Raw genomic sequence first — 11,578 nt, forward strand, 5'->3', positions numbered from 1 at the left:
CGAGTGTAGTGTCTTGAATAAAACCTATATTAAAAAAGCACCTCAAGATGTTCACAGCGAGGCGCAGCTCGCTGAACTTAAAGTAGATGTGCGAAGTGAATTCGGCGGCCCATTTAAATATGCGTTTTATTTGAGACACTACACTATGTGGTTGGCGGGAATTTACTCGCTCAATTGATAGTGTTTGAAAATACTGTCAAGCATCCGGCTGGCGGCCAGCGGACCTCCGCCCATATTCCAGTCCACTTCGTTCACTTCATAAACGTGTTGTTGTTTGACTGCATCCAGGGTTTTCCAGAGCGGGTGTTGGGTCCATTGCTGGTAGGTCTGCTTGACCGCTGGATCGGTTTCCGTCATGAAAATAAAAAACACGTCGGCGTTCATACTGGGGATGCTTTCCTGGCTGGTCAGTTTGACTCCCCAGATATTTTCACGGTGTGCGGGAGGGCGGGAAAAACCCAGTTCGTTCAGAATCAGACCGGCAAAACTGTTGTAGTAAATGCGCGCATGATCACTGCGGAAATTCAGCAGCGCCACTTTCTGTGGCCATTGAATATCCGGATTGCGGGATACCGCATTGCTGAAACGTGCAACTCTTGCATCCCAGTCCGCCAGCCACGTCTGTGCCTGTTGTCTGCGACCCGTGGCCATGCCCGTCATGTGCAGTGTTTCTTTGAATTTATAAACAGTTTCCAAAGCAATGGTGGGGGCAATCTGACTCAGTTGAGGATAGATTTTTTCATGGCGCAATTTAGCCGCGATGATCAGATCGGGTTTCAGTTTGGCAATTTCCTCCAGATTGGGCTGGGTTTCCAAACCAACGTGAGGGACCCCTTTCAAAGGTTCACGCAAATACTCATACATGGGTTGTTCAACCCAGGAATCCACTACACCCACCGGGGTGATACCCAGCGCGACGGTCGCATCAGTAGCACCTTGGAATAAGGTCACGATGCGCTTTGGAGTGTCGTTCAGCACGGTGGTGCCCATGGCGTGGTGTATGGTGACTTCGGCACGTGCGCTGAATGCGGCGATAGCCATGGCAACAAACAGCATAATGCGTTTGACTGAAGCACGGAAATTTAACATAGCATCCTCTTAACAGGGGGTCGTAAGACAATTCGGTGAATGGCTGCGCCCATCCAGATACGATTGACGTGATCTGGCCGGGGGGTGTTTGATCTGCAGGCCTTGCTAACGATGCTCATGTTATTGATAGTTATTCTCGTTTTCAATGAGAACGGTCACAGAATATCTCTGCGGATCATCTCTGTTGCCGTCCCTGGCAATGATCATCCTCGGTCGTTAATCACCGGTCACTGGGTGGTCAGATAGTCGGCCAGATTGATCACCCCATCGCAGACACGGGACAGTTGTTCATGATCATGACTGATCAGTATCAGAGTGCACTGCTGCTGTCTGCAGGCGGAAACCATCAACTGCGTGACCGTCTGGGTGGTGAGCGGATCCAGTCTGGATGTGGGTTCGTCGGCTACCAGTAACATCGGCTCCATCAACAGCGCCCGAAGTATGGCGACTCGCTGCAACTCCCCTCCGCTGACCTGGTCACGGCTGCGCTCCAACAGATCCGCAGACAGCTGCAACTGCTCAAGCAGCACCGGAATCCGTTGTTCATCCAGTTGATGCAGGTCGATGAGATCCTGCAGCAGCTGTTTGAGCGGTGGACCATCGGCAAAGGCGCTTGGAGGATCCTGATAGAGTTTCAGGCATTGATGACGGTTCACCGGCTGCAGGTAGCGTATCTGACCCTGATCCGGTTGGAGCAGGCCCAGAATGATATCTCCCAGTGTGCTCTTGCCACAGCCACTGTCGCCGCATAGCCCGATAATTTCGCCGCGATTAATGGTGAGATGCAGGTTGGCGAACAGATCATGCCCGCCGCGCCGCATGGACAGATTGTCCAATTGCAGCAAGGGTTGGGGAGAAGCGTGGGTATCCGGTTTATTGACTGGCCAGTTTCTCGGGGACGCAGCGATCAGCGCACGCGCGTAGGCTGATTGCGGATGGTTCAATACCTGTTCGGCATCACCCTGCTCAAGCACCCGGCCCTTTTGCATGACCATGATCCGGCCGCCAAGCTGGCGTGCCACTTCGACATCATGCGTGATGGTCAGCAGGCCGCCGGTGTTGGCATGTTGTTTCAGTAACCGAACAATGTCGTCGCGTCGGCTGGCATCCAGGCCCTTAGTGGGCTCGTCCGCCAGCATGATGTCCGCGCCCCCGGCAGTCGCTGCAGCAAATGCGACACGCTGGGCCATGCCGCCGGATAATTGATCTGGCCGCTTATGTCCGGCCTGTTGCAGGCCAAGAAACTGAAGCTGTTGTTCCGCTGCCAGTTGTGCCGGCGCCGATGCCAGGCCGCGAACATAACGAAATACATCTGCAACCTGCCGGCACGCTTTCATCAATGGGTCCAGAGAATGCCAGGGTTCCTGTGGCAGCATGACCAGCGTGCGTCCCCAAAGTGCCTGTAACTCCGGCCCGCTGTAGTGATTGACGTTTTTGCCAAGGATGCGGATATGGCCGCTGCGGGTTAGACCTTCGGGGAGCAGTCCCATAATTGCCTGGGCCAGCAGGCTTTTACCGGAGCCGGTTTCGCCGAGTACCGTCAGCGGAGTGCCCTGGATCAGTTGCAATGACAGATCCTCGACGATGATATCGTCCTGGCTGTGAATGTGCAGATGGTCGATCTCGATCAGAACTGTCATGAGGATTTCCCCGCCAGCAGATTGAATCCCAGCACCATCATGAACAGTGCCACCAGTGGTTGCGCCAGCGCCCATGGAGCATCGGCATAGTATGGAAACAGTTCGACGATCATGAGCCCAAGTTCAGAGGCAGGCGGTTTTAGTCCGACGTAGACGAACCCGACCGAGGCCATGGTCAGTACTGATGTCGCTGCCCCAAAGGCTGCCAGAGTGAATACGTCATGGCGGATCGACGGCCAGATATGGCGGCGAAACAGATACCAGCGTCCAAACCCCAGCATGGTTGAGGACTGGATCTGTGGTCCGTTGATGATGCTGAGCACCGTGGCTCTGACAATGCGGAAATATTCCACCCAAAGGGTCATGGCGATGGCGAAATAGAGCATGAAAAATGAACCCGGTACCAGCGCTGCGCATAGCAACACCAAAACCAGTCCCGGCAGTGCCAGGATGGTGTTGACCAGGAAGTTCAGGCCATGATCAACCCAACCACCACGCCAGGCCGCCCAGACGCCAAAACCGGTACCGATGACCGCAGATGTCAGCACGCAGGACAGGCTCAGAATGAACGACAGGCGAACCGCAGCAGCCATTCTTGCCACCATGCTGCGACCGAACTGGTCGGTGCCCAACAGGTGTTCACCACCCGGCAGCGCGAAACGGTTTTGCAGCGTCTGCCGGACCCCATCATGCTCGCCAAACAGGCTTTCTAAAGTAGCAAATAGCATTAATGCCAGCAGCACCACCAGCCCGAGGCGTTGCGCGCCAGAAAGACGAATAAACCCATGTCTGATCATGATTGCTGCCCCCGTGGATCCAGTAACCGGCAGCTGGCATCCACCAACGTATTCAATAAGACAAACAGAATGCCCATGACCAGAGCAGTGCCCTGTAGCATCGGAATATCACGGGAAAACACCGCATGCGACAGGCCATGACCGATACCCGGCCAGGCAAACAGGCTTTCGATCATGACCACGCCTTCGATCAGTCCGACCAGCTGTATACCCATGAAGGCGACGATGGGTACGGCCATATTGCGCAGCCCATGGCGTAGAAACGTGATTCCTCTGCCCAGTCCTTTCACCCGGGCAAACTGATAATACGCCGATGCCGCCACGTTGCGGACGCTGCCACGAATCACCCGGTTGGATATCGCCGCCAGACTCAGCGCCAGCGCCAGTGATGGCAATACCAGATGCACCGGATGGCCGAACCCGGCGACTGGAAACCAGCGCAGTTGCATGGCGAAGATCAGGATCAGAATCAGGCCCAGGCTAAAGACCGGTTGCGCACGGGTCAGGGTCGACAGGGTCAGCGCGGAATAATCCAGCCAGCCATTGGGGCGCAGACCAGACAGGATGCCGACAGGCAGGGCAATGACTGCCGACAGCAACAGCGCACAGACGGCCAGCAGCAACGAGTGACCCAGTTGATGTTGAATTTCTTCAATCACCGGCGCACCGCTGACCAGACTGTTACCCAGATTCAGGGTGATCAGGTCTGCCAGCCAGCTCAGATACTGTTCCCACGCCGGGCGGTCCAGCCCCAGTTCAGCACGGACTGCCGCAGCGGCGGCAGAGGATACGGCATCTTCACCATAGCGGCCGGCGGCTATTTTATAAGCCATGTCTCCTGGCAGGGAGCGGGCCAGGACAAACGTCAGGGTACCTACGCTCCACGCCATCATGATGGCCTGAAGCAATCTGTTAACAATCATTCTGCTCATAGGTTGGCCAGGTTCATCTCTGCAATTCGAAAGGAGCGTTCAAATGGATCAAAGTGGAACCCGTTTACCCGTTTGGCCACTGCGCTTTGTTGAACGTAGAACGAAACCGGAATCATTGGCAGGTCTTCTGCCAGTAATGCGGACAATAGCCGGCGTTGTTGTGCCAGCACGTTGGCATCGGCTTCGGTTTTCATGGCCGATAACAATGAAAACGCTTTTGCATTGTTCCAGTTCATCGGTCCCCAGTCGCCACCGGCGGCGGTACTGAAATCCGCCAGTATGGTACCGAGAGGGTCAGGTATGTTGGCGAAATTCCGGGCGATCAGTGCCAGTTGCAAAGAGCCATCGGCGTGTCCGGAAGGAATGGCACTGGCATTTTCCATGGATACATCCAGTCGGATACCCAGTTCTGCCCATTGAGCCTGGATGGCAGTAGCCACGAGCATGAGTTCGGGACGGTTGGCGTAGGTAATCATACGCAGCTGAAACGGCTGTCCGTTACGTATCAGGGTGCCATCTTCGGATTGTTTCCAGCCGGCTTCGGCAAGTAGCGTTTTTGCCTGTTCGAGGTCCTGTACAGGTTCTGGCAGACCGGCCAGATGCCAGTGATGCATCGTGGGACCAAAAAACTGACTGGCCGCGGTACCGGGAGCGCCGAGGATATTTGCTGCGATGCCTTGACGGTCAATGGCCAGACTCAGTGCTTTGCGGGTTTTGAGGTCATTGAGGAAAGGGTGCGCGTTATTGACTTTGATGAGAATTGACCGTGGTATCAAGGTGGAATCAATCTGTACGTGATCGCTCTTTTTAAGCAGGTCGACGCTGGCCGGATCAAGGTTATAAACGATATCGGCTTCACCACTTTTCACCATCAGAGCCCGGCTTTCGGAGCGGTGACCGGTCAGATACTCTGCGTGCGCAATAATGGCCGGTGTGCCCCAGTACTCATCGAAACGACTGACTTTGACTTTGTGTGGCGGGGTATATTCCGTTAATTGATACGGACCGGTGCCATAAAGTTCCACCACGTCACCATTATCCGCATAGGATTCTGGTGCCAGAATGGCGGTGCTGTAATGTGCCAGTACTGCGGTAAACGGCAAATAGGGTTGTTGCAGCTGAATGACCACGGTATCCGGGTCGACCGCGCGAATGCTGTCGATGCCGGCTTCCAGTAATGGCCCCGGATGGCCCAGAGCTGTCTGCAGGCTGTGAGCTACAGTATCGGCGGTCAAAGGCGCACCATTGTGAAAGGTGACCTGTGGACGCAGATGCAGAGTCCAACGGCGGTTTTGATCACCAATCTCCCAGCTTTGAGCCAGTCCGGGTAGTAATTCTCCGGCATCATTGGTGTTGATCAGGGTTTCCAGTATCTGCATCCGGGTATAGACGTAGCCGGACTTGGAGGGTGCCAGGCTGACTGCTTCAAACGGACCGCTGATGGTCAACAGGTCATCGGGCTGGCGGGGTTGGCAGGCCGATAACAATAGTGATATCAACAGAGCGGACACAAGCGTACTGAATGACTTGCATAGTGTTGGGTACATGGGTATCTGATCCTTCGGTTCTCAAAATCGGAGTAAACTAAAAATTATGTTATAACATAACAAAACTGAAAAGAGTCAATTTGTACGATGGTAATTTTATGAGCGATGGTGTTTCGCAATTTCAGATGGTCAGGGTGACAATGTGCAGTGTAGAGAGCTGTATGCACGACTGGATTGGTTGGTATCGATAACGACGGAGATGACGATAAGAACGACCGTCGGGCCTATGCCTGCCAATGAATAATCATCAGAGCCCGTGACGGTCGTCGTGACATGATTGAGGCTTTTGCTCAGAAAGCCTGCGCTGGATTTATCAGGGTTGGCAGTTTGCCATCGGCGTATCTGCTACCACGGTCGCGAAATGATAGCTGTAGTCTCCATCGATTGCCTGAGTGTCTTCAGTGCCGGCAAATTGACCAATAATGTAGGTTTCCTCTTTCGGGATACCTGCCGCAGCATAGGCACCGATATCTGTCTGGGCATTTCCGTAAGCACGGATAATATTCACTCCGTTATCGATGAGTTTTTGGATATAAGCGGTTTTATAGTCCTGGGTGTCAGGAGGAATCGGGCCATCGCCATAAGGGTTGGTATGCAGGTGCCAGGATGGAATCTGCTGGATATCGAACCATTCACGAGTGTCTTTGGCCAGCCAGTAGGGCCGTCCGGTGAGATAAATCAGACGATACTTCTTATCCTTGTAAGCATTGACGGTTTCGATGGCATAAGAGTGCGTCAATGCTGTGCGTATTCCGAGATAGTCTCCCACGGCTTCAAAATCCGTCAGCGTCAATGTGCCATCGATATCAAACAGAATGGCTTCGGTACCGGGTTCCACCACGCTTAAGTATCCTGTCGCACTGGTCAGGTCGCCGGCGACGACCATGCGTACCAGATATTCACCGGCATCGCGGTCGCCTGCTGGCACATAGACTTTGCCGTCACTGTCAGTCCGATAACTGCCGAGATATTCCCAGTCACTCATGCCGGTACCGTAGATGTAGGCATAAATCTGTTCGTCTTCCAGATCCTTGTGCAGAAAAATATCGTAATCGAATTTGCCGACCATCGTTCCGGTGTCGCCGGCAGCCACCACTTCATCGTGAACCATGTGATAGGGCTGATAAAAAGAGGAGAGAATTTTGCTGCCCAGATGTTTGAAGCTGATTTTTTCAGGCTGTGGTGGCTCGGGACTGTTGTAAACGCTGTCCAGATCAGGGCAGCTGAACGCTTGGGAAAGAGTACTGAGTCCTGTCATGGTGAGAGTAATTATTGTCCGGATAAAGAATTGTCGCATTTTGATTCCTCAGATTGTTGTTGTCATCTTTTTTTCACGGCTCCTGCATACATGCTATGTATCAGTGATGACGGTTTTATGGCTGACACTGCATAGCTTTATCGCAAATAAACTATCAAACCCTCATATATTTGTAGGAACGTCCTGGTCGTTTTGCTCCGTAGTTTGCATCTGTCACGGTACCTGGTCAGCAAACTTCACTATTGGTAAAAATCATTATGAAATGAAAAGCACGATGTGAATCAAAATCACTCGATAACGTTGAATGTTTGTCATAAGTACGGCAAAACGGTTGTCTGTCATTCATCTGCATGTGAGCGTGGCGTCGTCGGATCAGCAAAACGGTTTTTGGTTTATGGCCTAACCAATAATGTATGAATGGAATCAACTTTAAGCCGATTGACACAGATGATTTTTGGGTGCTAACAAATAAGAAAAAAGCGGGAAAACACCATGAAAACTTCTCTTTCAGTATTCAGAATATTTGCGTCCGTCACGTTGGCGGCGATGACCGTGATCGTCTCCGGCTACGGCTGGAGTGTTCAGGTTTATCAGGTCGGTGCCGGTAAAGCGGATATTACCGGTCCCTTTGTAGCTTCCAGTACCGGTTACAATAGTCCAGGTGACGAGATGTCAGGACTGACCATGCGACTCTATAGCCGGGCATTCGTGATCGAACAACCTGACGCCAGGATGGTTGCGATTGTGACCGCCGACCAACTGCATATGTATCAGAGCGTCAAACTGGGGGTTATCAGTCGTTTGCAGGCGCTTGGTTATGGTGATCGCTTCGATGACAGCAATGTGCTGTTATCTGCCACGCACACCCATTCGGCCACATCCAATACTTCGTGGTACACCCTGTTCAATTTGTTTAACGGAGTTATCGGTTTTGACCGTCTGCATTATCAGGTCGTGGTGGAGGGCATTACCCGTTCCATTATTGATGCTTATGATGCCCGTCGACCGGCGACTATTCGATACGCCGAAGGGGAGGTTATCAACGGCGTGTACAATCGTTCCAGTCTGGCTTATGGCGAGAATCATGATGCGGATCAATTCGCTTCCAATGTCGACAATCATATGCGGTTGTTGCGTTTCGATGGTTTGGATGGTTCTGAAATCGGTCTGTTGAACTGGTTTGCGGTTCATGGCACGTCTTTGGGAATCGACAATCACCGTATTCATGGCGATAACAAAGGTTGGGCGGCTTATCGTTTCGAACAGCTGAAAGGTAACGGTTTTGTCGCGGCATTTGCCCAGGGAGCAGTGGGGGATTCCAGTCCCAATATCCCGGATCCCGACAACATCACACACCCGTTTTTACGTCCTGCTGATCTCGACCCCACTTTGGATGCGATGGAAAACCCCATCGTGGCCGGGAATCATCAATATGAAGCTGCGCTGTCTCTGTATCAGAGTGCTGGTACAGCAAAGCCGGTCACTGTGGATTATCGTCATACCTATGTGAACTTTAATCAGGTTGCCGTACAGCAGGACTACATTCAGGAACAGATGATGCCATGGGATACCGACGTTGCGGACAATAATGCCTCCACCTGTGTGGCAGTCATCGGTGCCGGTTTTCTGGCTGGAGATGAAGAAGGTGCACCGGTGGACCTCGCTGCCGAAGGAGAAATCAAAAACCGTTATCTGTTTGATGATGGAACCTGGGTGCAGCAAAAATATGATTTGGACACTTTGCCGGAAAGTGATCTTGGCAATGCCCTCGGCGCACTTTGGCCGATTGCCAGGGCTGCTTTAAAAACCGATCAGTATGATGCCTGCCAGAAGGAGAAATTTGCCTTATTGCCCGTTGGCAACGTTGACGATTACTGGTTTCCAAACCCCAATGTCCCGTTTGTGCCGGTGGATATTCCATTGCAGGTCATTCGTATTGGCGATCTGGCTGTACTGGCCACACCATTTGAAATGACCACCATGACCGGTCGACGCTTGCGTCAGCAACTGGCTGATACGCTGGCTGGCGGTGGAGTGAATACCGTGGTGTTGGCCGGAATGGCCAATTCCTACGGTCAGTATCTGACGACTCGCGAGGAGTATGCTGCCCAGCATTTTGAAGGTGCCTTTACCCTTTATGGTCCCTGGGAGATGGCTGCGGTGGCGCAGGAACTCGACAGAATCAGCGCCGATATGGTCGCTGGCCGGGTTTCCCAGGCCGGGCCGACGCCGCCGGATCTGTCCGATCAACAGTTGATACAGACCTGGATTTCCAGCAATGGGGTGGTCACCGATGGGGGGGATTTCGGTGCGGTGCAGGAAGATGCTCACGACACATACTCCGCTCAGCGCGATATCGTCACCGTATCGTTTCGGGCAGCCCATCCGCGCACGATTCTGGAGAAAAAAATGGATGGCAGTCTGACTGAATTCTATGACCCCGAGCAATACAGCTTTCTGGAGATCCAGCGCCAGGAAGGGCAGCAATGGATCACGGTAGCCAGAGATACTGATCCTTACACCAGCTTCGACTGGACTCGCGACGGTGGCCCGAACAGTTTGTCCGACCGCTCCACGGCCACGGTGACCTGGCTGGTCCGTGGGCAAACACCTGGGCTCTATCGCATTAAATACAATGGCCTGGCCAAACGCTGGATGGTGGTGACGACGGTGTATGAAGCATTTTCGGGTTATTCATCAGCGTTCGAACTGTATTGAGCGGCCCTGAATGATCGCCGGGTCGGCATGGTTGCGACGTTTCCGATAGCGGCCCTACGTTATCGGATGTGGATGACCGCATCCTTGAACGGCTTTCATGAATTGGAAACAGGGTGTTGCTGTCAGGGTTGATCAGTTTAGTATGAGCGTCGCTCATATTTTTAACTGTAAAGGCAACAATGACACCGACAGCGTTTTCCATCACGGCAGGGTTTCCTGACTTGGATGCCTTGCCGAAAGATTTTATCTGGGGGGCTGCCACCTCTGCTCTGCAAATCGAAGGCGCGACCGGCCTGGACGGTCGTGGCCGGTCCATCTGGGATACTTTCAGTGACCGCCGCAGTAACATCCGAGCCGGCGACCGTCCGGAGCCGGCCTGTGAACACTATCATCGTTATCCCCAGGACATTCGGTTAATGCAGCAACTGAACCTGCAGGCGTACCGGTTGTCGATCGCCTGGCCGCGCATCTTTCCGAAAGGCCGCGGGCGTATCAATCAGGCCGGGCTTGACTATTACAAACGCCTGACCGATAGACTTTTAAATGCCGGGATCCGGCCATTTGTGACACTGTTTCACTGGGACCTGCCGCAGTCACTCTATGACTCGCACCGGGGATTTCTGCATCGGGACATGGCCGCCATTTTTGCCGATTATGCCGAAACGGTGGTGCGGGCTCTTGGAGACCGGGTCACAGACTGGATCACGATGAATGAGCCGTTCGAGCATGCCGCCCTCGGACATCTGACCGGTCATCATGCTCCGGGACATCACAGCCTGTCAGGATATTTCAAAGTCATGCACCATCAGTTGCTGGGTCACGGTCTGGCCTTACAGCGTATTCGCGCATTGCAGCCCGATGCCCGGGTCGGTATCACTCTCAGTCAGACTCCGATACAGCCGGCGAGTGACCGTCAGCGGGATCAGTGGGCGGCCGGTTTTGCCAATCAGCTGATTAACCGTATTACTCTGCATCCCTTGCTCAAAGGGGAATACCCCGAAGAGCTGCAACGACGTATGCGCTGGTTTTGGCCTGAAGTCACCGCAGCTGATCTTGACTGCATTCACCAGCCTTTGGATTTTCTGGGTATTAATCATTACAGTTGCGAATTTGCCAGTTATCGATGGTACATTCCGTTTCTGCGTTGCTGGATCAGTGGTGCCGCTGTGGCAGAACAGGAGGCGGAGATCGATGGCCGGCGCTATACCGCCATGGGTTGGGAAGTCAGACCGGAAGGAATGGCTGAGGTGTTGCGAATGTTGCGACAGGAATATGGCAACCCGGAAGTCATCATTACCGAAAATGGTGCGGCGTTTGAGGATCATGTGATCAATGGCCGGGTGTCCGATCCGAAACGGATCGATTATCTGCGGGATTATATTACCGAAGTGAACAGGGCCCGGGCAGAGGGCTCGCATGTGACCGGTTATTTCGTCTGGTCACTGATGGATAATTTTGAATGGGCAGCGGGCTATCAGAAACGCTTTGGGTTGATTCATGTGGATTATGCTTCCCAGCGTCGCACCATCAAGGACAGTGGTTATTGGTATGCGCGATTGATTGCCGAACATAAGCGATAACAAATAGTCAATTGTGG

Annotated in this window: 8 protein-coding genes; 2 read left to right on the forward strand and 6 right to left on the reverse strand. The window is 53.1% G+C overall.

Annotated elements, in window-relative coordinates; genetic code table 11:
- Positions 1-162 precede the first annotated feature (162 nt).
- The 6 genes from YC6258_RS10070 to YC6258_RS10095 form a co-directional block, all read right to left on the reverse strand.
- On the reverse strand, positions 163-1,089 hold the full coding sequence (locus YC6258_RS10070; protein ID WP_044616877.1) for an ABC transporter substrate-binding protein: 927 nt from the start codon (positions 1,087-1,089) through the stop codon (positions 163-165).
- A gap of 227 nt (positions 1,090-1,316) precedes the next feature.
- On the reverse strand, positions 1,317-2,729 hold the full coding sequence (locus tag YC6258_RS10075; protein ID WP_044616878.1) for an ABC transporter ATP-binding protein: 1,413 nt from the start codon (positions 2,727-2,729) through the stop codon (positions 1,317-1,319).
- Positions 2,726-3,526, reverse strand: a complete 801-nt coding sequence (locus tag YC6258_RS10080; RefSeq protein WP_044616879.1) for an ABC transporter permease — start codon at positions 3,524-3,526, stop codon at positions 2,726-2,728. Before YC6258_RS10080 ends, YC6258_RS10075 begins: the two co-directional genes overlap by 4 nt.
- Positions 3,523-4,458, reverse strand: a complete 936-nt coding sequence (locus tag YC6258_RS10085) for an ABC transporter permease (protein ID WP_044616880.1) — start codon at positions 4,456-4,458, stop codon at positions 3,523-3,525. Before YC6258_RS10085 ends, YC6258_RS10080 begins: the two co-directional genes overlap by 4 nt.
- Positions 4,455-6,005 (reverse strand): ABC transporter substrate-binding protein, encoded by a 1,551-nt coding sequence (locus tag YC6258_RS10090; protein WP_044616881.1) that lies wholly within the window; start codon positions 6,003-6,005, stop codon positions 4,455-4,457. The genes YC6258_RS10085 and YC6258_RS10090 overlap by 4 nt, the downstream gene beginning before the upstream one ends.
- Before the next feature lie 313 nt (positions 6,006-6,318).
- A complete protein-coding gene (locus YC6258_RS10095; RefSeq protein WP_044616882.1) occupies positions 6,319-7,302 on the reverse strand; it encodes a lipin/Ned1/Smp2 family protein in 984 nt (327 codons plus the stop codon).
- Between the two features lie 453 nt (positions 7,303-7,755).
- On the opposite strand from YC6258_RS10095, the gene YC6258_RS10100 reads away from it, so the two are divergent.
- Both YC6258_RS10100 and YC6258_RS10105 read left to right on the forward strand, forming a co-directional pair.
- Positions 7,756-9,981, forward strand: coding sequence for a neutral/alkaline non-lysosomal ceramidase N-terminal domain-containing protein (locus YC6258_RS10100; protein ID WP_211264663.1), 2,226 nt, complete (start codon positions 7,756-7,758; stop codon positions 9,979-9,981).
- 179 nt (positions 9,982-10,160) lie between these two features.
- The gene (locus YC6258_RS10105; RefSeq protein WP_044616883.1) at positions 10,161-11,561 is read left to right on the forward strand and encodes a GH1 family beta-glucosidase; all 1,401 of its coding nucleotides are present in this window, start codon (positions 10,161-10,163) and stop codon (positions 11,559-11,561) included.
- Positions 11,562-11,578 lie beyond the last annotated feature (17 nt).

It is taken from the genome of Gynuella sunshinyii YC6258 (assembly GCF_000940805.1).
Classification (GTDB): Bacteria; Pseudomonadota; Gammaproteobacteria; order Pseudomonadales; family Natronospirillaceae; genus Gynuella; species Gynuella sunshinyii.

Excerpts from the sequence above, each read along its gene's own strand:
- YC6258_RS10070 (WP_044616877.1), bottom strand. The coding sequence starts at position 1,089 with ATGTTAAATTTCCGTGCTTCAGTCAAACGCATTATGCTGTTTGTTGCC.
- YC6258_RS10075 (WP_044616878.1), bottom strand. The coding sequence starts at position 2,729 with ATGACAGTTCTGATCGAGATCGACCATCTGCACATTCACAGCCAGGAC.
- YC6258_RS10080 (WP_044616879.1), bottom strand. The coding sequence starts at position 3,526 with ATGATCAGACATGGGTTTATTCGTCTTTCTGGCGCGCAACGCCTCGGG.
- YC6258_RS10085 (WP_044616880.1), bottom strand. The coding sequence starts at position 4,458 with ATGAGCAGAATGATTGTTAACAGATTGCTTCAGGCCATCATGATGGCG.
- YC6258_RS10090 (WP_044616881.1), bottom strand. The coding sequence starts at position 6,005 with ATGTACCCAACACTATGCAAGTCATTCAGTACGCTTGTGTCCGCTCTG.
- YC6258_RS10095 (WP_044616882.1), bottom strand. The coding sequence starts at position 7,302 with ATGCGACAATTCTTTATCCGGACAATAATTACTCTCACCATGACAGGA.
- YC6258_RS10100 (WP_211264663.1), top strand. The coding sequence starts at position 7,756 with ATGAAAACTTCTCTTTCAGTATTCAGAATATTTGCGTCCGTCACGTTG.
- YC6258_RS10105 (WP_044616883.1), top strand. The coding sequence starts at position 10,161 with ATGACACCGACAGCGTTTTCCATCACGGCAGGGTTTCCTGACTTGGAT.